Raw genomic sequence first — 23,242 nt, forward strand, 5'->3', positions numbered from 1 at the left:
TCAAATCAATTTACCCAACCCCACAAGAATTAAAACAGTACCCGGTAAAAATTCTGCTTTGTTGATCCAATTTTCGGGAACTTTACCGGCCATTTGCTGACCTAAGCATAACATCATAATCTGGGTCAGAGCCACTAATCCAATGACAGAAGCAGTCATTCCTGCCATGGCAGCCCCTATTCCGCTGGCAAAAGCATCCATAGCCAGGGCACTTCCCAACAATAAGCTTTCTCTAGGACTAATCCCGCCTGAGCCGTCAACATCTGCGATTTGCGGTGTTTTTAGAACTTGAATTACAAAGCCAAGAAACTCCAATTGAAAACGAAACTCCGGTTCCAGGACAGGCTTTTCCTGGATTACAGCTAGCGCGGGGACTGCTTCAGGTAATGATTCATGATTTCGGTTAATGATTGCTCTGGTTAACTGAAATACCCCTAAGACTAATAATATCACGGCTCCCAATAACCTTGCAGGAAAAAACGTAAGCCAGAGCTTAACCAAGCTCCCAAATAACATAGAAATGCCCATGGCAAAAACAGTACACATGGCGATGACCATTAAAGAACCTAACGGTATACGGATACGGCGCAGTCCGTATGCCAAACCAACACCAAAGCCATCCAGGCTTAAAGCCACGGCCATAAGTAATGCGACTCCCATATATGTATCCCTCCACCTTGCGACTTCAGGATAATATATGGGCAAAGGAGTTAATTGGTGAAATCAATCATTCGCCGCAATCCATTCCTCCAAAACACTGTCACGGCGTTTTTTTACTTTCTCATACTCCTCATGCAGATTCATGGCTAATTCATAATTAGTGCCTGCTGATGACAGTTCGCTTTCTAATCTCTCCAGGGTTTGTTCCAATTCCTCAATTTCCTTTTCTAATTGCTTGAGCCGCTTTTTCTCCCGAGCTAAACTGCGGGTCTCTTGTTGCTCCTGATAACCGGACTTGGCATTTTTCTCGATCGGGGCCAGGGCAGATTCTTCTTGTTGCTTTGCCTCTCGATAGTATGTGTAGTCCCCCTCAAAAATTGTCAGACCTTGAGGAGTTAATTCTGCTATTTTTTGAACAACTTTATCTAAGAAGTAACGGTCATGGGAGACAACAAGGACGGTTCCGTCATAATCCTGCAGGGCCTCTTCCAAGACTCCGCGAGTTTCAATATCCAGATGATTCGTAGGTTCGTCCAACAATAACAAATTTCCTTGTTCCAGGAATAATTTACATAAAGCCAAGCGGCTTTTTTCTCCGCCGCTGAGTACACTGACAAGCTTAAAAACATCATCCTGCCGAAAGCCATACCTCGCCAAAAGGCTTCTGATTTCCGGATCTTTAAAATCGGAAACTGCACGTATCTCATCCATAACAGTCCCTGAATTCCCCAGATTCTCGTGTTCCTGGGAATAATAGGCAACCTTAACGTTGGCTCCTAAATGTATTGTTCCCTGATAAGGAATTTGGCGGAGGATTCCTTTCAAAAGTGAAGTTTTTCCTACCCCGTTTTTACCCAGCAAAGCGACACGGTCCCCGCGCCGCAGATCCAACTGAGTATCCTGAAACAAAGTACGCTGCCCAAAAGTAATGGCAAAGTCTTTCAGGAGCAGAACCCGGTCACCGCTGCGCACTGCAGTTCCTAGAGAAATTGAAAGTTTATGATCAGAACGGGCAACTTGAATAGGCTTTAACTTATTCAGTTGACTTTCCCGTCCCCGGGCCTGCTTGGAATTAACGCCTGCTTTATTTCTGCGCACATATTCTTCTAGTTTAGCAATTTTTTTCTCCAACCGTTCTGCTTCTCGGCTTACCGTTTTGTTTTCTAAAGCACGCTGAAGCTCGAACTCGGAGTAATTGCCAGGGTAACTTTTTAGTTCTCCATTTTCCAGACAAAACACTTTGGACACTGTACGATCTAAAAAATATCGATCGTGAGAAACGATAAGAAGGGCTCCCGGATAGTCTCGCAAGTACCCTTCTAACCACTCCAATGCCGCAACATCCAGATGATTCGTCGGTTCATCCAGAATCAAGAGCTCCGGTGAACGCAGCAAGAGCTTACACAAGGCTAATCTCGTTTTCTGGCCTCCGCTCAAGGTCTGAACGAGGGTATTAGCCTCCCCCTCAAGACCAAGCCCGGCCAAAATCTTGCGAATTAAAGCTTCCAGGGCATATCCGCCTTGACGTTCAAAGCGTTCTGTCAAGGCTGCGTACTGCTCCATGATTTTCTCATGAGACGTATAGGCCATTTTCTTTTCTATTTCTCGAAGCTGATTCTGTATTTCCAGCAAATCAGCCCTTTCTTGAAGCATGCATTGAAATACTGTCCCTTCGTCTTCAATAATAGGAGTCTGAGGAAGATAACCGCAGGAACCAAGAATCTGCACCTTGCCGCTTTCCAAGCGAACCTCCCCTAGACACGCTCGGATTAAGGTGGTTTTTCCGGCGCCATTGGGGCCTACCAGAGCAGCTTTTTCTCCATTTTCCAAGGCAAAACTCACTTGTCTGAACAATGGATCTCCAGAAATATCTACGCCGCAATCACGGCAAAACAAAACACTCATTTCTCAAAACGGCCCCTTTATCCCTGTAGCCTTAATTGATTCAAAGGTTGGTAAATTCTCTTTCCTTGAAGGACTACGCTTTCAAAAAGAGTTACCTCATTAACCGTAAATTCACCTAAATTCTTGGTCTTTAGGCTTGATAAGTCGATGTCATTAAAATTTGGCCGAGAAGCTATGGTAATATGCGGCTTAAATTTTCTATCTTCCAAACGCAAACCTTTTTGGGCGAGCAGAGCATGCAGCTCATCCCTTAGCCGGAAGAGTTCCGGCAGGTTTCCGCCCACTGCGGTCCAGAAAGTGTGCGGCCGCTTATATGAAGGGAAAACTCCCAGTCCGCCAATCTCTAATCTAAAAGCCTGACTATGCTGAGCAGCTATAGACATCCTATCGGTAATGTCCGGTATTACAATGGCGTCAAGTTCCCCTAAGAATTCCAGCGTTATATGGAAGTTATCCTTGGATTTCCAAGAGCCGTTGATTCCCAGCCTTTTAAGTTCTGATTGAAAGGTAAGGAGGGAATGTTTAAGAATATCCGGTATATCGATACCAATAAATAATCTCATCATTGTTCTCCTAAATTTGGGTTATCCTTCTTCTAGTTCGCTGGAACTGGCAACCTCGCGTTCACTGAGAGCGAAAGCCTCGAGATTCGGTAAATCCTCAAGGGAGCTCAAACCAAAATGCAAGAGGAAGTGTTCCGTTGTTCCATAAAGTATAGGACGCCCAGGACCTTCTTTACGCCCAACATCTTTTACCAGGCCTTTCTCAACTAACGTCATCAAGGCTCGATCAGACTGAACGCCTCTTATAAAATCAACTTCTCCGCGAGTCACCGGCTGCTTATAGGCAATAATGGAGAGGACTTCCAAGGCCGCATTGGAAAGGGTCTGAGCCGGCTGTTTATATAAAATTTCTATATAACGTGCCACTTCCGGTTTCGTTGCTAATTTAAATCCCCCGTTGAGTTCTAAGAGCATTAGACCGCAGGCCTCGGAGGAATATCGACGGCGAAGTTCATCTAAGAGTTCTGAAATCTTTGCTGAATCCAACTCGAGGATCTCCTCAAGCAAATCGAGAGTCAAAGGATTCTTGGCAACAAATAACAGCGCTTCTAAAGCAGCCATTTCCGGTTCCCTAAACAGCATTTTATCTACTCCTCTTCAATGAATTCCCAAGCCTTTTCCGTCGGGAACAGCATAATATCACTGAGCACTGCGGATTGTTCTGCACGAACTTTGCCCGCTTTCAACAGTTCCAAGAGCGCAAGAAAAGAAACGACAACTTCCATGCGCGATCTAATTCGCAATAAATGGGTAAAGCGCATTCCCTTAGGGTGAAGAAGTACTCGCCGCATCACATCTGCAAGCATAACCCCAATAGCAATTTCATCCGGCTCAACTTCCCGAATTTCTTCGCCTTTTTCAGCTCGCTCAATAACCTTACAGAAGGCCTGCCAGAGATCCTCAAAGGAAATTCCCTTAAGGGGATCCTCCGGCTGGACGCCGACTAATAGTTCCTCAACATCAATTTCCCGATTAAAAGAACGCCCAGAAGCAACTTCGATTTTTTCTAACATCTGAGCCGCCTGTTTGTAAGTTCTATAAGCCACCAGTCGTTCGGCTAGTTCTTGGCGCAGGTCTTCTTCTTCAGCCTGATTTTGTCCACTCTTGGCAGGTTTCGGCAACAGTTCCCTTGATTTCATAAAGAGCAGCTGAGCTGCCAGAACAAGGAACTCAGTTGTCACTTCCATATCTAAAGACTCCATTTGGCGAACCGCTTCTACAAACTGATCGGCGATCCGGGCAATGGGTATATCATAGATATCTACTTTTTCTTGTTGAATTAAGGTTAAAAGTAAATCTAAAGGACCATGATATGCAGGCAATTCTATCTGAGGACTATTCGGATTGTTATTTCCGCTTTCCATTTAGAGCCCCATAGCACTTCGAACTTCTTTCATCGTGACCGAGGCCGCTTCGTGAGCACGCAGTGCTCCTTCTTTCAAGACATTATCCACACGTCCCGGTTCCTCCCAATAAGCGCGGCGTTCCCTAAAAGGACTTAATAGTTTCTCTAAGTTCTCGGCCAAGAGTCGTTTGCAAGCGACACAGCCAATTTTTCCCGCCCGGCAATTTTCTTCCAAATCCGCCGCTTCCGATGTATATATCTGATGAAACTTATCCACAACACATACCTCCGGATGACCGGGGTCATCTTTACGGAGACGTGCCGGGTCTGTCACCATTTGTTGAACCCGCGTTTTAATCTCCTCAGGAGATGCTGTGAGAGAAATAGCATTATGATAACTTTTACTCATCTTTCGGCCATCAACACCCGGCAAAAGGGGAATTTTGCCCACAAGAGCTTTGGGTTCCGGGAAGACCGGGCCATAAAGATGATTAAAACGCCGGGCGACTTCCCGGCAAAGCTCAACATGAGGAAGTTGATCTTCGCCAACCGGCACAGTGTCTGCTTTGTAGACCAAGATATCGGCAGACATTAACATGGGGTATCCTAAAAAACCATAGGTACCCAAATCTTTTCCTTGGAGGCTTAATTGTTGGATTTGGTCCTTGTAGGTAGGAACACGTTCCAGCCAGGATAAGGGCGTAAACATGGATAAGAGCAGATGAAGTTCGGCATGTTCTTTTACCTCAGATTGGAGAAATACAGCACTTTTTTCAGGATCAATACCCACGCTCAGCCAATCAAGAGCGATTTCGCGGCGCAGGCGGGGGAAGTCCAATTTGTCTTCATACCCTGAGGTTAGAGCATGCAGATCAACCACCGAAAAATAACAGTTATAGTCATCTTGCAAAGAGACCCAGTTTTGGATAACACTGAGGTGTCCAATATGCAACGCCCCTGTCGGACGCATCCCGCTAAAAATAGTACCTTTCATTCAATACACTCCTTTTATTAATCTCTTCAAAAGGACTTAATCGTTAAATCAACCATAAATGACCCAAAAAAGGGGTTAAGATCAAGGAAATAATCGTCTGGTAAACGGAAGCAATTCCATTCATAGCCGGGTATAAGACAACATTCAGAATATCTGTAAATAAAAGTATTACCAAGATAATCATGCCGTATTGTTCAAGCAAATAGAGATAGCGGGCAAACCGTTCCGGCAAAATCCCTGCAAGAATTGAAAAACCATCCAGAGGAGGGATAGGCAGGAGATTAAAAATGCCTAAGCCTAAATTCATAAAGACGATGGAAGAGAACACTCTTTCAATGACAGAACTCCAATCTGTGCCATGAAGCCAATGCATGCTGATATACCAAGCGAACAAGGCCAAAAAGGCGACGAGCAAATTAGAAATTGGTCCCGCTAATGCCACCAGCATTCTTCCCCGCTGTTTATTGCCTTTAAAATAGCGGGGATTGATCATTACAGGCTTTGCCCAGCCAAATTGATATAAAAGGGCCATTAACGTTCCAAAAACATCAAGATGCGCCAAGGGATTCATGGTTAAGCGTCCCTGACTCCCAGGCGTCGGATCCCCGAGTCTGTCGGCTACCCAAGCATGAGCATACTCATGAAAGGCAAACCCGATCAATAAGGCCGGTACATTGGCGATAATGGTTGCTGGATCAAACCCGAACAAAGAATTCAAAAAATTACCTCCTCCTGCACATGGACTCAATCAACTGTTGAGCGACTTCTCGTTCTTCTTCCGTTGAATGAATTTTGCCTTCGAGCCAGGCCCTGCGCACCTGCTCTAATATTTCTCCGATTATCGGGCCTTCCTTAACCCCCATCTGCAAGAGTTTCTTCCCATCAAGGGTCATACGAATTCTCTTTTCAGATTCCAGACAGTCCATGATCCGTGGCCGGAAATGCTCATCCTGCGCTAAAACTGCAATAACCCCTTGGGGAGCTTTGCTAATTAATTGGTCAAGTTCGCTGATTGATTGCGTTTTCGGCAAAACTGCCCGTAAATGAAGAAAAATCTGAGTTTCGTCGCGTAACGTCTTGTTCAAGCTTAAACGGCCGCATAGTTTTTCTATATCTTCTGAGTTTATTCTCGATATACAGCTTAACCATCGCTGGTCTAAAGGCCAGCCAACACTTTCCTGAACATCATCCTCGCTGAAGTTCCAACTATAATCTTCCCCAAACCACCCTTGAAACAAACCACTTCTTATCAGGGTTTGGCCCATTGAGATATAGTTGTCCTCCTGAAAGATTACAAACAGTTCTTCCGTAAACCGTTCGACACTAAGCTTCAAGAGAACTCCCGTCTCAATAGCCGTAAATAATGCTTCCAGAGTTTCTTTGGCTAGTTTAAAGTTATAGCGCCGGGCAAAACGAACGGCTCGCAGCATTCTGGTAGGATCCTCAATAAAGCTTAAATTGTGTAAAAAACGAATTTTACCTTGCTGCAAGTCCCGCTTGCCGCCATAGTAATCGACAAGTTCTCCGAAATGTTCTGAATTCAAGCAGATTGCCATAGAGTTAATCGTAAAGTCACGCCGGAACAAATCATCTCGCAAGCAGGATTCTTCCACTTGAGGAAGAGCACCGGGAAAAGAATAATATTCTACTCGTGTACTTGCTACATCCAGATGACTCCCGTTAGGAAAAGAAATATGAGCTGTACCAAACTTCACGTGCTGAGTCAGCTTTCCTTCCGGCAAACGTTTCATTAAGGCTTGAGCAAATTGTCCGCCGTTGCCTTCAACGACAAAATCCAAATCTTGAGTAGGAAATGATAAGAGTAAATCCCGGACAAACCCTCCGACTAAATAAACTGAACATTCTTCCTCTTGTGCAGTGTCCCGCACAGCTTCCAGGATTCCCTGTTCTTCAGAGGGCAATCCTCCGATTAGCTCTAAAATATCCTGACGCATGGCAATACTGCGTTCTCGAACCAGTTGGGTTTCGAAAGGAACTGCCCCCCCATGGACTATACGTAAAACATCTGATCTGGAAACAATACCTACTAAATCACCATCTTCCACCACGGGAAGCCGCCCTATGTCGTTCTGTACCATGACCCTCTGAACTTCATCTAAAGTTGCATCTGAGTCCACAGTGACAACATTTCGCGTCATAAAGCCTTTAACAGGCGCATGTTGAAGTCCATGCCTCACTGCCTTCTCTACATCTCGGCGTGAGATGATTCCCACTAACGTTTTATCCTCGGTTACCGGAACCCCGGTATGTCCATAACGCAAAAGAATTTTTTCAACATCACCTAAACGAGTCTCCGGGGAAACTGTTTTAACCGGATAACTCATCATATCTCGTACTAAGTGAGGGCGAGTGGCCCTGCTTTTTATGGCAAAACGCAATTTCTTTAATATTGCCTCAAGCTCTGCATCTTTAATAGTAGCCGAAGCAGCTCTCTCATGTCCCGCGCCTCCAAATACCTCTACCAAGCGATTAACCGCCAGCCCTCTTCCCCTGGAACGGCCAACAATATACACTCTCTGATCCATTTTAACCAACAAAAACCAAGTGTCGGCGCCTTCAAGTTCCCCTACACGATGAGCCAATAAGGCAAGTCCTCCAACATATTCCTCGGTTTCTGCATAAGCAAGATAAACGGGTACCCCCTCAAAAAATTCTGTTTGCCCATGATCAAGCAATTGCTGCAAGAGCTCTTTTTGTTCCTCTGTAAGAGGTTTCCGTAAATATTCAGCGATGACACTTAAATTTGCGCCTTGTTCGAGCAAATAAGCTACGGCACGAACATCGCGTACAGTCGTACTGTCAAATAAGAGACTCCCTGTATCATCATAAATCCCAATGGCAATTAATGTTGCTTCAAAACTGCTTAAGGGCATCCCAAACCCTGCCAGCTTTTCCACCAGCAGTGTAGCGCAGGATCCAACATGATCAATAAACATTCCTGGTTTTAAGGGACCGCTGTACGGATGATGATCATAGATTTCCACTTCTATACCCGGAGTTTGAGTGATCTTCTCAGCGAGCATTCCGGCCCTCTTTAATTCATGAGTATCAACCAGGATGACCTTAGAAACGTCGTTTATATCAACCTCTTGTGCTTTAGAAAACCTCAGTTGATCTTTCGATAACGCTAAAAAGTCCTGAACATAAACGTTTGGCTTCCCGTCAAGAACCAAAACACTGTTCGGATAGAGCTTTTGAGCAGCTACCATTGATGCTAAAGCATCAAAATCGATTTGGCGATGAGCCAAAATGATATCCATATCGACACCCTAAATTCTTTATTTTTACGTATTATTCCTAAATTATATCATCTCTGGACCTAGAACAGCAACTTGTTGCTTAGTTGATCAAGATAAGGACAACCGAAAGTTATACATTCAGATGGTATGGAAAAACTCCGCAGACCAAAAGGGTGCGGAGTTATGATTGTTAGATTATAGCCCGGAATGATTCTGTTTAAATACCGCTGTTGATATCTTCCGTAGCTTTTTCAATTTCCTCAGGAGACATACCGTCTTTACCTAGGTGGAATTTTATGGCATCAACCCAAAAAGCACATTTTGCACTTACTTTTTTATAGGCCTTAGCGTTAGATTTATTGGTTTTAGCCCGAGCATCGGCATTAGACTGAACGATCGAACAAATATAAAGGGCTTTAATGCGACTATCCTTATCAAGATCACTAAAAGTTTGGTTAAGTTCAGTAATCAAATTGCGATAGTACTCTGAAAACTCTTCAAAGGAGATTTCTGTATCCATGTGTAAGTATTCTTTCAACTTATCAAATAGCTTTTCCAATGTTCACCCTCCAAATAATTGCCTTTTTATAACTTAAATAGTATATATCTATTTCATAAAAATCACAAGATTTTCTAGCATGAAGGGAAGTGGTCACAAAAAAGATAAGCCAGTGATTGAATGAATGACGCTGCAGTTTTGCAAAACCGATATGGTACAAAAAATTGACTTCTGCCAAACATGTGAAGGCAGAAGCCGTTAGTTTACTTATGCTTGCGAAATATCATTACCCCCAAAAGTGTATCCGGAAAACTATTAAACAAAACTTTAAAACTAAAGAACATTACTTCTTATTTAAAAAAAACAGACGAAGTCTTCCCCTCTTCAAATAAACGTCTAACAACTGCTCGGGTCCTCTGCGGTTCAATTTTCCAATAACTAATACCGTTTTCCGTCAGAAAATCACCCGGCAGCGTTTGCGATGCAACTTCGGGAGTCCCAATACGGAATAAGACATTAGCCAAGGACCATATTTGGCTTAAGGAGAGATTCGTCTCTACGGATTTCATAAACTGAGGAATTAACCTTGGCAGCTTTGGAATCGTTTGTACTTGCAGGAATTCCTTCTCCATCGCCTTTAAAACGGCTTGCTGACGTGCGGTCCTTGAAATATCGGCTAAGGCATCTTGTCGGTACCTGGCATATTGCAAAGCCTGTGATCCGTTTAAGTGCTGAGTTCCTTTTTTTAAATTAATGAGTCCATCTGTTTTATCCCCGGTAACGTAATACATATTTTTTTCAACGTTGATGGTTACTCCTCCCAAAGTATCAATAATTTCCTTAAACCCATTAAAGTTCGTGAGTACATACCCTTCAATTCGCTGTCCTATGAGCCCTTCAATAATTTCAGAAGTTGTCTTAAGTCCATGGCCCAGTCGAGCGGCAGCGTTAATTTTACTCATACCATAACCGGGAATCGTTATTTGAGTATCACGTGGTACTGAAATTAGGGCAACTTTCCCATTTTGAATATCAACACTGGCAACAATAAGAGTATCCGTATTGCTTATGGATTTTTCATTAGGTCTCCGATCCACCCCCACTAGAAGAATTGTCATTCGGTTATCTTTAAGGGGAGAAGATGATATTGAGGAATCCATTTGAGGTACCGTTTGTTTTACTTCAGGTTTAGTGGACAAATCCGCTTGGTCACGATTATCCTCAATATCAGTGCCTTGACTTTCTTCCCCTTGAGATACCACATTTTCTTTGGATTCAGCTGCTCGCAAAGATCCAGGTTCCTTTGCTTGACCGAAAATTACCGGACCTAAAGCAAAGCCGGCTCCGAGAACTATACCAAACAGGAAAAGCAGGAAATACACTTTGCAGACCCGGACTAATAATCCGAATTTTCCTTTCTGCACCCGAGTCCACCTCACAATAGGATTTATTGAATTTGGTTTAAGCTACTTTTTAGGATCAAACAAACTCATTGGAAATATTCCCGAATCAAGATGTAATATTTAGCATTTTTTTAATATTAATCCATTCCTGGTTGGCACGCAGGAAATCAAAATACATATAATGCCATTGAGAGGTGTATTGCTATGGTAATTCTCAAACGATTATTTTTTAAACCCCTTTCGGTCAATTCTTCTGACTTGGACAATACTATGTCCCAAGAAACATCAGACACCATCACAATGGATGAAAACCTAGAAGCCAAGGATCATGCTCTAAAAGCTCCCGGTACTCTTATGAGCAAATTATTACGATCACAGGCAGAGCCGGAGTTCCTTTATGAAAATGAGGCTTGGTCCCCAGAACGCGAACCTGTGAGACTTTTTCACAAAGGAACCCATTATCCTGAAGGTCAGAATCTCGACTCTTCCAATCCCCAGGAATAAAGAAACACCTTCTACCCTCTAATGCTAAAAAAGGGGTGTGACGATATATGTCACACCCCAGCATAACCTGTTTAAAATTTTATATCGGGTGAATTTGTAGGAAAAGGGGGAACTGAATTGAATCCTGGCAACACCCGTATGTATGGACCCGTAATGAGAGCTCCCTTACTCTTTCATCAAAACAATGCTGTTCTAAATTCTAATTACTATCCAATACAACAGAGTTTTCCGTCTTATTATCCAGACTCTTCTGCTCAAAATTTCTTTCCCTTAGAACAATTCTCTTTCCCCCCGACCACATCTTCACCTTCTTACTATCAATCTTATCCCGCGCCTGCGTTCGGAAGCATGCCTCTTCTACCTTTGGGCTATGCCCCAGTTATTGTCCCGGATAATGGCCGCGCAAGACCGGTTTCCGCTAATGGTCTGACCTTGATTTTAATTGCTATTCTCATTTTAGTCGCTCTTGATTTAACATTAGTTCGACCACAAAAAGGGTATTAAAGTAAAAGAATCCGATACGAACTCAATGCGTATACGGATCCTTTTTTGTTTCTCTTAACGGCTTGCCATGGGCAAGTGAGCTAAGCGCTCAGGGAGAACGTCATTTCTCAATAAATCTGAATAATTTTCCCGTTTAACGATCACATCAGCCTTGCCGCCTTCTGCAAAGATTGCGGCAGGCCGAGGAAGACGATTATAATTGGAAGACATAGAATAGTTATAAGCTCCTGTGCAAGATACAGCCAGCAAGTCACCTGATTGGACTTTCGGCAAATTAATATCCCAAATCAACATATCCCCGGATTCACAACACTTTCCTGTGATGGAAACTTCTTCAGCGTTTTCTTCAGCGGCACGATTTGCCAAAACTGCTTCATAACGAGCTTGGTATAAGGCTGGGCGCGGATTATCCGCCATACCGCCGTCAACGGCTATATATTTTCGTATCCCAGGAATCTCTTTAATGGATCCAATGGTATAAAGGGTTGTTCCTGCTGTTCCCACAATGGAGCGTCCAGGTTCAATAATAATTTTAGGAATCGGGAATTTATGCTTTTCACAGGCATCCTCAAGAGCATTTCGAACGATTTTGGCATAATCCTCAATTTGGGCAGGTTCATCGCCTGAGGCATAGTAAATTCCAAATCCTCCGCCTAAGTTCAATTCTTCCAAAAGAGAACCTGTACGTTCATATATATCTGCCATGTACTGAATCATAACCCGGACCTCGTGACTGAAGGACTCTAACTCAAAGATTTGCGATCCAATATGAGCATGTACCCCTTTGACCACAAGGTTTGCAGAGGATAAAGCTAAGTCTAAAGCTCGGTCAGCGGTTCCATTAGAAAGTGTAAAGCCAAATTTTGAGTCAATTTGCCCTGTCTGAATGTACTCATGAGTGTGAGCTTCAATGCCCGGAGTTACCCGAAGAAGAATATTGGCCTTTTGATTCATTCCTTGAGCCAAATCGTTAAGAAGACTCATTTCATAAAAATTATCAACGACGATACGCCCAACACCTGCTTTTAAAGCCATAGCCAATTCTTCCGCCGATTTGTTGTTGCCATGAAAATAAATACGTTCAGCGGGAAAGTCCGCCTGCAGAGCCGTATACAGTTCCCCGCCGGAAACCACATCCAAACCTAATCCTTCTTGGTTAATGATGCGGCACATAGCCATGGTGGAAAAAGCTTTGGAAGCATAGATTACTTCTGCATTTTTCAAACCTTGAGTAAACGATTGATAATATCGCCTGCATATTTCGCGAATATGGGCCTCGTCCATAATATAAAGCGGTGTGCCAAATTCTTGAGCTAAATTTACCGTGTCACACCCACCAATCTCTAAATGTCCTTGTTCATTAATTCTCTGAGTACCGTGCAGCCTCATGGTTCTCTTCCTCCCTCATTACTCTAACGTTCTCTATCCGACAAAAAAACAAACGACAACAGAAGGAGGTCCTCTGTTGCCGTACTACTGCACGTTAACATTGACCCTCTTCTCCTGTTGGGAGTAGTTCTCCACACGATGGATTTCATCGAAATCATCGTGTGACAGTCCTACAGCTATTAACCATAGGCCCAGCACCAAAATTCACGCTGCATTTTGGGCTTCGGCGAAATCCCCTTTTCTATGGGCTCATCGGCTGTCGCAGCCTTCTCCACAGTACTATTGTCATTCGCGCCTCTACCACACCTCCAAAGAGATGAGGTACATTAAATTTTTCTTAGTATATCAGACTTCTAAGGGAAGGTCAAAATATTTTTCTGGAAAACGGCCTTAAATTTAGCAATTATGCACCTTGCTGTTCCTCCGGAGGTTTTGCCCTATAAATACCCTTACCAAGAGCATTAGCCCATTTTCCGCATCGATCCCCCCAGCGGGCCAAAGCTAAGCCTTCTTGCTGAATCTCCACAACTTCACAACGATTGGCGCAACCTGTACATTCAAAGCTTTTAGCTTTGAACTGGGTTTCGGCCAAGTGTAACCCCCGAAACCTTGTCTCTGTTTCTGAGTTCATCTTCAGCTTTTCTTGAGCTAGATATGCCGCTCCCAGAGCGCCCATGACCCCAAAATGTTCCGGGACTATAACAGACAGCCCAAGCTCTCTTTCAAAGGCTTTACAGATTCCTGGATTCGCCGCAACACCCCCTTGAAAAAAAACAGGTCCCTTTATGTCCTTGTTCTTACCTACATTATTTAAGTAATTACGGACCATCGCCTGGCAAAGGCCTGCTAAGATATCCGGCAAGGCATGCCCCAACTGTTGTTTATGGATCATGTCGGACTCTGCAAAGACTGAACACCGCCCGGCAATCTTGACCGGATTTTTAGCTTCCAGGGCTAGTTTGCCAAACTCCTCAATGGGTATGCCAAGCCGGGCGGCTTGTTGATCAAGGAACGAGCCTGTTCCTGCAGCACAAACCGTATTCATAGCAAAATCAGAAACAACCCCATCGCGAAGAATAATGATCTTTGAATCCTGACCACCAATTTCAAGAATGGTTTGAACTGAAGGATCTACTCTCGAAGCAGCAACTGCGTGAGCAGTAATTTCATTCTTGATGACATCGGCACCAAGCAGCGTTGCTGCCAGCTGACGGGCACTTCCAGTGGTTCCTACACCTATAATTTTTGTTGATTTTCCAATCTTTGATCTTAAGATTTTAATCCCTTCTTGAATGGTCTGCATTGGCCTTCCTTGAGTTCTCAGATAAAGAGTTAAATCCACTTCATTATTTTGATTTAACAAAACCAAATTTGTGCTAACCGATCCAACGTCAGCCCCTAAATAATAGTTATCGTTCCCCAACAACAGACACACCCTCTCCGGTAGTTTCTGAAAGGTATTTATTATTCGGCCGTTCTAATAAATCGACGAACGCCTCCAAACGTGTTTGTATTCCAGCATGCCCTGTATGTTCATCAACAATGAGCGTCATTATAGGGATATTATAGGCATCCTGGACTCTAGGCAAGACGCTGGCTGCCACTATCTCCGGCATACAAGAAAGCGGGAAAAGCTGAATTATCCCGTCAAAACCTTCCTTGGCAAATTTAACTGCAGCCCCCACCGTTTCCTGACCATGTCCTCCCACGAAGTGGGGCAGAAAAGGTTTAGCATGATTAGGGTAAGAACGGATTGAACGATAACCGGAAGCAAGCCCTTGAAAGATATGATTACCCACCCAGCCTGAAAGATAAATTGAACGATCCACTTCAACCCCTTGACGGCCCAGTTCTTCTTCAATCCCCACGGAGGTATAGGGATCCAAGATGGTGTAAATTTCTCCGATAATCCCAACACGCAAAGGCTTGTGAGATTTCTCTTGAGGACTATTTCTGTCCGATTGACGTTCTCTGATGCATTGGTGCATCCAACGCACTGAATCCTGTATCCCTTGCACAGTCATCGCCTGGGCCAAACGCCTCTTGCCCTCCTCATAAAGCCTTTCCGTATTATGAGGATCAGACAGACGGGGTCTGGCGGCATGGATCAAATCTTCTACCTGATCCAGGGCAACACATTTAAGGTAAGCAAAACGCAGCGCCTTGAGAATTGAGGCCCATGAATTTTTTGTTCCAGCTAAATAGCGAATACGTTGAGCCAAACCTCTTAAACTTCCGTCAGGGGGTTCCAAGGTCACTACATCAAAATCATACCCAGCTTCTCTGAGAATTTGCCGTTCAATCTCCCCATAATAGCCAAAACGGCAAGGACCTATCCCCCCGGTGATAACAACCGTATCCGCCCCATCCCGAGCTGCTTCAAGGTAATTTCCCAGATTCAATTTAAGTGGAAGACATGCCGATTCAGGTGCTAATTTCGCACCTAATGTTAACGTTTGTTTACTATTCGGGGGAGGTACAACAACTTCGACATTGAGAGATTCAAAGAGTGTTTGAATGGCTATCCAAGCATTTCCCATATGCGGAAACGTAACCTTCACGAGCTTTCCTCCTTTCAACCATATCCAGAAAGGCCTCTAAGCGAGTCACCAACCCTGCTTCGCCGGTATGTTCGTCGAGGGTTATTACCATATACGGTTTATGATGCTTCCGAACTTTTTGAGCCAATAATTCTTGCACCATGGAATCCGTGCCGCAGCCGAAACAAGTTAAGTATATAATCCCATCAATCGTTGGATCTTCGACAAACTTGTTCCCTGCTCCATAAATTTGTTTAGCATGACTCCAGAAAAGTTTCTTGCGTAATCCTGAGAGATGAGCTTCGGCTTCTTTAGGTTCAACATGCTGAATCAAACTTACTTCTGCTTTCTCACGAAGACGCTGCAGAAGATTCAGGTTGGCATAAGATTCTTGCACAAGATAAGAATGGCCAATTAAAGTAATTCTCAAGGGCTTTGAGGGCGTCTGGGGTACGTTTGCGGCGATAACCATACAATTGCCGTTCGATTTTTTTAACGTTCCTCCCCCAGCAGATTCCAGTTCCTTAATTTTCTCCTCAAAATTCCATCCTGCCCCCCGCGATTCCTGATACTGTTGCTGACACTCATGTCCCCTTAAAAAAGCCTTATGAATTTCGGCCCGGCTCTTGCCCAGCTTAACACCCAAAATCTGAAGATCTTTGAGAACCTGGCGTTGTCCTTTCCGCCAATTGATCACTGCGCTGAGCACGGGCATACCCGGAGGAACTGCAGCCAGAAGGGTTTCCGGAATGCCAAGAAACTTTGGACAATTGTAGGCATTTTCCTCCCCGCTGACCATTCGGGGCAGAAAAATCGCGTCAACATCCTTTAAGGCCTGAATATGACCGGCTAGAAGTTTAAGCGGCAGGCACGTTTCATCGTTGGCTCTTTTTAGGCCGTCTTCCATAATCTGCCGATGTGTCGAAGGGGATATTTTCAGCTCGATGTCGAGATGATTAAAAAAGCCGGACCAAAAAGGGAAATAGTCATAATAAAAAAGAGCACGCGGAAACCCTATTTTCACTCTACGGCATCCTTTCCATAATCTATTTATTTCTACCTTCCGGTTGTCTGATCGGATCCTGAGGTTTTAAAATACTTGGGCGTGTATTCTTAATGGGAACCGGCGACCGAACCAAAACTGTCCCCATCGCTTTAAGATTAAAGGGCAGCAGAGGCCAAAGGTAGGGAACCCCGAAAGATCTGGTTCTCCAGAGAAGAAAGAGGACAAGGACCATTCCAACCAAAAATCCCCAAAAATTAAAGAGTCCTGTCAATACAATAATAAATAAACGTGCCAACCGATTGGCCAAACCCAGCTCGAAACTCGGAGTGGCAAAGGTAGCAACGGTCGCTACAGCGACATAAAGAATTACTTCCGGCGAAAACATCCCCACTTTAACAGCAATGTCCCCCAGCATAAAAGCGGCAATTAAACCTAAAGCCGTTGCAAGGGGAGCCGGAGTATGGACAGCAGCCATCCGCAAAAGATCTACTCCAAATTCTGCGAGGACAACTTGAGGAAATAGACCAATTTTTGCCGGCTTAGAAACTCCGATAAATCGAAGCCCTTCAGGCAGCAGCTGAGGATTGAGAGCAGCACCCAGCCAAAGCGGAAGAAGAAACAAAGCAGCAAAGATACCTGCAAAACGTATCCAGCGCAGATAGGCACCGACAATAGGCTCCTGCCGGTATTCTTCCGCATGCTGCAGGTGACTCCAGAAAGTGGCCGGCGCCATAATGACAGATGGTGATGTATCGACAATAATAATTACGTGCCCTTCCAATAAATGAATGGCGGCCACATCCGGACGTTCTGTATACCTTACCCGGGGGTAGGGATTCCAGAATTTGCTGCCAAGGATAAATTCTTCGACGCTCTTTTCCGCCATAGGAATCCCATCAATTTTAATCGCCTGGAGATCTTCTTGGATTTTCTTAACCATCTCCGGATTGGTAATATCCTCAATATAGGAAATACACACATCGGTTTTAGACCTGCCCCCGACTTGAACTAATTTCATGCGCAGTTTGGGATCACGCAAACGCCTGCGAATTAGGGCAGTATTCATGACTAGGGTTTCAACAAATCCATCACGAGATCCCCGGGTAACACGTTCAATATCAGGTTCCTGGGGTTGGCGGGAGGGATAAGTCCGCAGATCTACTATAATTGCCTTTTCTTGCCCCTCTACAAAAATTGCCATAGGGCCGGATAAAACAAAATAGAACACCTTGTCCATGGTCTCAACTTCTGTAACCTGTAGATTGACAATGCGTCCTTTAACTAATTTGTCCAAGGCATTGACAATGAGGTCGGAGCGTTCCAAGTCAATCAAGGCATCTAGGATATAACTGGCTACATGGGTATCCACCATTCCGTTAATCGAATAGATGGCAACCTTTTTGCCGCCAATAGACATCTCCCGGAGAATGGCATCAAAACAGTCCGGAATTCCTAATTCCTTATTTATGTAATCCACATTCTCCTGATAATTTTTACTGATGGGTGTGTTTTTTTCACTTGAGTTGTTATCCATACCTTACCTCCCTTAATCACGGTATTTTCATTCGCCTAGAGACAACTTACCCTTTAGGGTTAAAGGTTATTGACATTAAATAGCCAAAAAACACTGCGGCCGCAATACCAACTGCCGTAGCCTCAACCCCGCCTGACAAAGCTCCTAATATCCCCCTTTTACCTACAGCCTCGATGGCGCCTTTAGCCAAACTGTACCCAAAGCCAGATAATGGAATTGTTGCGCCGGCTCCTGCAAACTTAACAAGAGGCTCATATATCCCCAAGGCTCCCAGGATGGCACCTCCAGTTACAAACGTAACTAATACATGGGCTGGGGTAAAAGAGGGTTTCGTCAAGTCCATCAATAATTGGCCAATAACACAGATCAAGCCGCCGACAAAAAAGGCAGGTAAAATCATATTAAACATCAAGGGACTCCTTTCAGGCTTCTATAACAACTGCATGTCCGATACCAGGAATAGATTCTCCTTGCAAGGCAGATGTTGGACTATGTAAAGCACCGCTTCCTACCAGCATAACTCGTTTCAGCTCTCCGGCTTTCAGCCTCTGCATCAAGTCCCCAGCAAAAACGACAGAAGAACAAGCACACCCACTGCCTCCTGCATGAACATCCTGAGTTGAATCAAATATTCTTATACCGCAATCCGTAAATACAGTTCCCATGTCCGAACCGCTTTGTTTAAGAACTTCAGCGGCTAGGGCTATGCCGACGGTTCCCAAATCCCCGGAAGCTATGTGATCATAATCTTGAGCCGTGCGCTTCAAATCTTGGAAATGATTAAGAATAGTATCTGCCACCGCCGGTGCCATGGCTGAACCCATATTATTGGCATCCGTCTCTCCATAATCAATAACCCTGCCTATGGTTGCTGCAGTAACCCTTGGTCCGACTCCCTGTTTACCGAGGAGAACACTGCCGGCTCCGGTGACTGTCCATTGAGCACTCATCGCTCTTTGGTTTCCCTGTTCGGTGGGGGCACGAAATTGTCTCTCAGCTGTATCATGGTGACTGGAAACTCCAATAAGCACATATTCGGCAAACCCGCCGTCAATCAGCATACTGCCCAAGGCTATGCTTAAAGCCATGGTGGAACATGCTCCATAGACCCCAATAAAAGGCAACGCAATCTGACGTGCAGCAAAATTCGAAGAAACAATTTGATTCAGCAAGTCACCGGCTAACATAAAATCAATCCGATCTTTGGTAATACCCGCTTCATCAATACTTCCCTGCAAAGCTTCTTGGAGCATTTTGCTCTCCGCTAATTCCCAAGATTTTTCACCATTCAATTGATCTTTCCAAATCTTATTAAAGGTCTTGCCAAGAGGACCTTGACCTTCTTTCGGGCCAACGACCGAATAAGACGCTAGAATAACCGGAGGGCTGCCAAACACCACGGTTTGGTTCCCCGCTCTTTTGGAATCCATATCACGCATTCATCTCTATTCATGATCAAATTTGGAACAAATTCCCGGGTCACTATCAATGAATAAAATAAGCAATAACTCCGATAATGATAGAGGCTGCAATACCATAGACGAGAACGGGACCGGCAACTGTAAACAGTTTCGCTCCAACTCCCTGGACATATCCTTCGCGTTTGAATTCCATAGCCGGTGAAACAATAGAATTAGCAAAACCAGTCACCGGAACAATCGAGCCGGCTCCCCCAAATTTACCAATCTCATCATAAACCCCCAAACCGGTCAACAGAGCCCCGAAAAAAATCATAGTGGCAGTAGATGCATTGGAAGCCTCTGCACGGGTTAAGCCAATAAGGGAAAAGAAATTAATAATGACTTGTCCTATAGCACAAATTACTCCGCCAACAAAGAATGCCCGCAAGATATTCTTAACAATAGTTGGCTTGGGAGTATAGCTTTTCGCTAGAGTTTTATAGTCTTCCGGTGAAATCGAAAGCGTAGGTTCGCGGAGAGATTGATTCGTCACTCAGGCTTCCTCCCTTTTATAGACTAATTTGTATTATTAATGAAAACGGTATAAATTATACTTTATACTTAAAAATTCATATTGAACGCGACCATTCGACAGAGCTTGCCAAGAATTCTATAAAAAGCACGCAGGAAAATTATGGTTATTAGCCGAAATCATAGTTTAAATATGAGAGAATGAGTTTCTCTAAAATAAGTTTCAGCTTACTTTGTAAACAAAAATCAATACAGATTTTCTTAACAAACAGACAATTTAGGGGGGATGGTCTTGAACCTTGAGAAAAAGATAGAGCGCCTTACCCTGTTCTTACGCTTAGACGGAGAACTGGACATGCACACTTCAGATCTTGTAAGACAAGCTATCGACAAGGAAATTGAGAAAAGAGGCATTCGCACCGTAATTCTCAATCTCCAAAACGTTCAATTTATTGATAGTTCCGGATTAGGGGTTATTTTGGGGAGATATAAGAAATTACTCTCCTTAGGAGGAAAACTTAAAATCAGTAATGTTCAGCCCCATGTTTATAAAATTATGGAGTTGTCAGGATTACCCAAAATAATTAATTTTTACGAGGATGAAACTCATGCCTATGAGGAAGGAAGGAGAGCATAATGAAATCAAATCAATTAGCCCTCACATTTTCAAGTATCGCCGAAAATGTTGGAATTGCGCGGTTGCTCATAGCTTCTGTCGGAGCCCAATTAGATCTGCCTCTTAATGATATCGAAGAACTTAAAGTCGCAGTTTCTGAGGCAGTTTCCAACGCCATCATCCACGGTTACCATAACCGCTCTAATCATATTGTTTATCTCGAGTTAGAAGTGACTGACAGTACCCTCAAAATTGTTGTAAAAGATGAAGGATGTGGTATTCCCAATGTTGAACAGGCTATGCAGCCCGCTTTTAGTACAGATCCGGAACGGATGGGTCTAGGCTTCGTCTTCATGCAATCGTTTATGGATGACCTTCAAGTCGACTCAACGGTTGACATTGGAACAACTGTAACCATGAAGAAGCAACTTAAACAAACGTCCAATGCTTCCCATTAGGAGGGCCGGACATGATTCAACGACTAACGGATATGAATCTTCCTCACTTTCCGCTTCTCTCTGATGAAGAGATGATGGAAAATCTTCATGCTGCCAAGGAAGGAGACATAGAAGCCCGAGAGAGATTAATAAATTGCAACTTAAAACTTATTTTTAACCTAGTCCAGCGCTTTGCCCACAGAGGCTATGAACTGGAAGATCTCTTTCAGATAGGAACCATTGGGCTCATTAAAGCAATTGATAAATTTGACTTTTCCTATGGCGTAAAATTTTCAACCTATGCGGTGCCGATGATCATCGGAGAAATTCGACGTTTCCTTCGTGATGATCACCCTTTAAAGGTTCCACGCTCTTATAAAGAACTGGTATATAAAGTTAACCGCGCCAGAGATGAACTTTCTTCCAAATTAGGCCGCGAGGCGACTATCGGAGAAATTGCGGCTAATATTGGGGTTGATCGTGACGAGATCGTTGCCGCCCTGGAGGCCATTCAAAGCCCGACATCGATTTACGACACCCTCTACCAAGATGACTCCGATCCCATCTATGTGCTTGATCAACTCTCAGCCGAAAAAGGGACAGAGCCTGGCTGGTTTGATAAAATTGCTCTGAATGAAGTCTTGGATAAACTTCCTGAACGGGAAAAACGTGTTCTGTTAATGCGCTTTTTTGAAGATAAAACTCAAAGTCAAATTGCCGAAATTCTAAACCTCTCTCAAGTTCAGATATCCAGAATTGAGCGTGCAGCTCTCCTGAAAATTCGCGAATTATCCAAGGTCGATGAACGCTCAAATCAACGATCTGTTCCAGACTCTGAATCAGACACATCCTCTAAAAACGAACCCCATTAATATCCGATTACTCCTTTGAGAGTACGGGTTATCTGTTCTGCTAAGCCGGCTTTGCCTACAGAATGATCAGCAATCAAATTGACACTGCTTTGTAAAACGTCATTCCGGTATAACAAAATTTCCCCAAGTTTTTGTCCTTTTTGAATGGGAGCACTCACTTCTGGGTTAAGCTTAGTCTCGACCCAGAAATTTTTATCATTTCCCTTTTCAATAGTAGCTCCGAAGGCCTTTTCAGTCACGGCATTGACACTGTCTTCCGTTCCTTTATGAACTTTGACAACCCCCTCCTTCTCACCGACTGGGGCAAAGGATTTAAATTGATATTTGGCAAAACCGTAGTTATAAATTTTCATCGATTCAGCAAAATGCCCTCGAACCTGAGGAACTCCCATCACGACACAAATTAACCTCAGCCCATTCCTCTCAACCGTTGATGCCAGACAATATTTGGCTTCGTTAGTCCAGCCTGTTTTAAAGCCATCGGCACCCGGATACCACCAAAGGAGTTTATTGGTATTCCAGAGTTTAAACTTTCCATCACGTAAGTCATATTCTTTAATACTTGTCAATTTTCGTATCAGCGGATATTTAAGAGTCTCTCGTGCAATCACCGCTAAATCATAAGCACTTGTATAATGCCCTTCGGCAGGTAACCCATAAGCATTAACAAAGTGAGTGTTTTTTAAGCCCAAGGCTTGAGCCTTTCGGTTCATCTCTTCCACAAAGGCTTCATGAGTTCCATCAATATGTTCTGCCACTGCGACACAACCATCATTTGCAGAACCAACTGCAATGGCAATTAACATTTGCTCTAAGGTAAACGTTTCCCCTGGTTCAAGATAAATTTGAGATCCTCCTAATTTACTGGCATTCTCACTAGCAGTGATTTTATCCGTCAGTTTTACCTTCCCTGAATCAATAGCTTCTGCAGCCACAAGCAACGTCATAAGTTTCGTTACACTGGCAGGCGGCAACTCTTTATGCATATCTTTTTCATAGAGAACCCGGCCCGATGCTGCATCCATCAGAACAGCGCTCGCTGCATCAGTCTCAATCTCTGCTCCCCAAACGGAACGGACATTAGCAAAAGCTATATTGCTAAGTACAAGCATGAAAGCAAAAACAACAGCCAATCCTTTGCGCATCTTAACTCCTCCTCATTAAATTTGATGTTATTATTCCCGAAAAGGAAAATTATATTGAAATGCGCATAAAGAAAACTGGGCTTGTAACGAACTTGCGAAAAACCTAGATGGCTACAAATAACAAAAGGTGTTGTC

The 23,242-nt window shown here is 43.9% G+C and carries 24 protein-coding genes and 1 riboswitch; of the genes, 5 read left to right on the top strand and 19 right to left on the bottom strand.

The window, feature by feature from the left end; translation table 11 throughout:
- The 10 genes from ytaF to DESACI_RS15695 all read right to left on the bottom strand — a co-directional run bounded on the left by ytaF (window position 1) and on the right by DESACI_RS15695 (window position 10,650).
- Window positions 1–660, bottom strand: a complete 660-nt coding sequence (gene ytaF, locus DESACI_RS15650; RefSeq protein ID WP_014828170.1) for a sporulation membrane protein YtaF — start codon at window positions 658–660, stop codon at window positions 1–3.
- Window positions 661–723: 63 nt separating this feature from the next.
- Entirely contained in the window at window positions 724–2,565 is a 1,842-nt protein-coding gene (locus DESACI_RS15655) for an ABC-F family ATP-binding cassette domain-containing protein (RefSeq protein ID WP_014828171.1), read from the bottom strand.
- A 17-nt stretch (window positions 2,566–2,582) separates the two neighbouring features.
- A complete protein-coding gene (gene thpR / locus DESACI_RS15660; RefSeq protein ID WP_242833068.1) occupies window positions 2,583–3,131 on the bottom strand; it encodes an RNA 2',3'-cyclic phosphodiesterase in 549 nt (182 codons plus the stop codon).
- A gap of 18 nt (window positions 3,132–3,149) precedes the next feature.
- Window positions 3,150–3,710 (bottom strand): SMC-Scp complex subunit ScpB, encoded by a 561-nt coding sequence (gene scpB, locus DESACI_RS15665; RefSeq protein ID WP_014828173.1) that lies wholly within the window; start codon window positions 3,708–3,710, stop codon window positions 3,150–3,152.
- Between the two features lie 5 nt (window positions 3,711–3,715).
- Complete coding sequence (locus tag DESACI_RS15670) at window positions 3,716–4,492, bottom strand: segregation and condensation protein A (RefSeq protein WP_014828174.1); 777 nt, start codon at window positions 4,490–4,492, stop codon at window positions 3,716–3,718.
- Window positions 4,493–5,467 (bottom strand): tryptophan--tRNA ligase, encoded by a 975-nt coding sequence (gene trpS, locus DESACI_RS15675; protein WP_014828175.1) that lies wholly within the window; start codon window positions 5,465–5,467, stop codon window positions 4,493–4,495.
- A gap of 43 nt (window positions 5,468–5,510) precedes the next feature.
- Complete coding sequence (locus tag DESACI_RS15680; protein WP_014828176.1) at window positions 5,511–6,185, bottom strand: site-2 protease family protein; 675 nt, start codon at window positions 6,183–6,185, stop codon at window positions 5,511–5,513.
- Window positions 6,186–6,189: 4 nt separating this feature from the next.
- On the bottom strand, window positions 6,190–8,748 hold the full coding sequence (locus DESACI_RS15685; protein ID WP_014828177.1) for a CBS domain-containing protein: 2,559 nt from the start codon (window positions 8,746–8,748) through the stop codon (window positions 6,190–6,192).
- A gap of 196 nt (window positions 8,749–8,944) precedes the next feature.
- Complete coding sequence (locus DESACI_RS15690; RefSeq protein ID WP_014828178.1) at window positions 8,945–9,286, bottom strand: hypothetical protein; 342 nt, start codon at window positions 9,284–9,286, stop codon at window positions 8,945–8,947.
- A gap of 290 nt (window positions 9,287–9,576) precedes the next feature.
- Entirely contained in the window at window positions 9,577–10,650 is a 1,074-nt protein-coding gene (locus tag DESACI_RS15695) for an LCP family protein (protein ID WP_014828179.1), read from the bottom strand.
- Between the two features lie 183 nt (window positions 10,651–10,833).
- On the opposite strand from DESACI_RS15695, the gene DESACI_RS15700 reads away from it, so the two are divergent.
- Complete coding sequence (locus tag DESACI_RS15700) at window positions 10,834–11,133, top strand: hypothetical protein (RefSeq protein ID WP_014828180.1); 300 nt, start codon at window positions 10,834–10,836, stop codon at window positions 11,131–11,133.
- 117 nt (window positions 11,134–11,250) lie between these two features.
- The gene (locus tag DESACI_RS15705; protein WP_014828181.1) at window positions 11,251–11,637 is read left to right on the top strand and encodes a hypothetical protein; all 387 of its coding nucleotides are present in this window, start codon (window positions 11,251–11,253) and stop codon (window positions 11,635–11,637) included.
- A gap of 54 nt (window positions 11,638–11,691) precedes the next feature.
- On the opposite strand, the gene lysA is transcribed toward DESACI_RS15705, so the two are convergent.
- The 8 genes from lysA to spoVAC form a co-directional block, all read right to left on the bottom strand.
- Window positions 11,692–13,026 carry a diaminopimelate decarboxylase gene (gene lysA / locus DESACI_RS15710; protein WP_014828182.1) on the bottom strand — a complete coding sequence of 445 codons (1,335 nt, stop codon included), beginning with the start codon at window positions 13,024–13,026 and terminating at the stop codon, window positions 11,692–11,694.
- A gap of 116 nt (window positions 13,027–13,142) precedes the next feature.
- Window positions 13,143–13,334, bottom strand: a riboswitch (Lysine riboswitch).
- 95 nt (window positions 13,335–13,429) lie between these two features.
- A complete protein-coding gene (locus DESACI_RS15715; protein ID WP_014828183.1) occupies window positions 13,430–14,452 on the bottom strand; it encodes an acyl-CoA dehydratase activase in 1,023 nt (340 codons plus the stop codon).
- Window positions 14,436–15,587, bottom strand: a complete 1,152-nt coding sequence (locus DESACI_RS15720; protein WP_014828184.1) for an acyl-CoA dehydratase activase-related protein — start codon at window positions 15,585–15,587, stop codon at window positions 14,436–14,438. The genes DESACI_RS15715 and DESACI_RS15720 overlap by 17 nt, the downstream gene beginning before the upstream one ends.
- Window positions 15,529–16,590 (bottom strand): acyl-CoA dehydratase activase-related protein, encoded by a 1,062-nt coding sequence (locus DESACI_RS15725; protein ID WP_014828185.1) that lies wholly within the window; start codon window positions 16,588–16,590, stop codon window positions 15,529–15,531. Before DESACI_RS15725 ends, DESACI_RS15720 begins: the two co-directional genes overlap by 59 nt.
- A gap of 22 nt (window positions 16,591–16,612) precedes the next feature.
- A complete protein-coding gene (locus tag DESACI_RS15730; protein ID WP_014828186.1) occupies window positions 16,613–18,106 on the bottom strand; it encodes a spore germination protein in 1,494 nt (497 codons plus the stop codon).
- 46 nt (window positions 18,107–18,152) lie between these two features.
- On the bottom strand, window positions 18,153–18,515 hold the full coding sequence (gene spoVAE, locus DESACI_RS15735) for a stage V sporulation protein AE (protein WP_014828187.1): 363 nt from the start codon (window positions 18,513–18,515) through the stop codon (window positions 18,153–18,155).
- A 13-nt stretch (window positions 18,516–18,528) separates the two neighbouring features.
- Window positions 18,529–19,536: a stage V sporulation protein AD gene (gene spoVAD, locus DESACI_RS15740; RefSeq protein ID WP_014828188.1), complete on the bottom strand. Its 1,008-nt coding sequence runs from the start codon at window positions 19,534–19,536 to the stop codon at window positions 18,529–18,531.
- A 55-nt stretch (window positions 19,537–19,591) separates the two neighbouring features.
- A complete protein-coding gene (gene spoVAC, locus DESACI_RS15745) occupies window positions 19,592–20,059 on the bottom strand; it encodes a stage V sporulation protein AC (protein ID WP_014828189.1) in 468 nt (155 codons plus the stop codon).
- Window positions 20,060–20,329: 270 nt separating this feature from the next.
- On the opposite strand from spoVAC, the gene spoIIAA reads away from it, so the two are divergent.
- The 3 genes from spoIIAA to sigF are packed head-to-tail and all read left to right on the top strand — an operon-like array spanning window position 20,330 to window position 21,962.
- Window positions 20,330–20,674, top strand: coding sequence for an anti-sigma F factor antagonist (gene spoIIAA / locus DESACI_RS15750; protein WP_014828190.1), 345 nt, complete (start codon window positions 20,330–20,332; stop codon window positions 20,672–20,674).
- Window positions 20,674–21,111, top strand: coding sequence for an anti-sigma F factor (spoIIAB, locus tag DESACI_RS15755; protein ID WP_014828191.1), 438 nt, complete (start codon window positions 20,674–20,676; stop codon window positions 21,109–21,111). Before spoIIAA ends, spoIIAB begins: the two co-directional genes overlap by 1 nt.
- 11 nt (window positions 21,112–21,122) lie before the next feature.
- The gene (gene sigF, locus DESACI_RS15760) at window positions 21,123–21,962 is read left to right on the top strand and encodes an RNA polymerase sporulation sigma factor SigF (RefSeq protein ID WP_014828192.1); all 840 of its coding nucleotides are present in this window, start codon (window positions 21,123–21,125) and stop codon (window positions 21,960–21,962) included.
- On the opposite strand, the gene DESACI_RS15765 is transcribed toward sigF, so the two are convergent.
- A complete protein-coding gene (locus tag DESACI_RS15765; RefSeq protein WP_014828193.1) occupies window positions 21,959–23,107 on the bottom strand; it encodes a D-alanyl-D-alanine carboxypeptidase family protein in 1,149 nt (382 codons plus the stop codon). The two genes, sigF and DESACI_RS15765, sit on opposite strands and share 4 nt — an antisense overlap.
- Window positions 23,108–23,242 lie beyond the last annotated feature (135 nt).

Source organism: Desulfosporosinus acidiphilus SJ4, assembly GCF_000255115.2.
GTDB lineage: Bacteria > Bacillota > Desulfitobacteriia > Desulfitobacteriales > Desulfitobacteriaceae > Desulfosporosinus > Desulfosporosinus acidiphilus.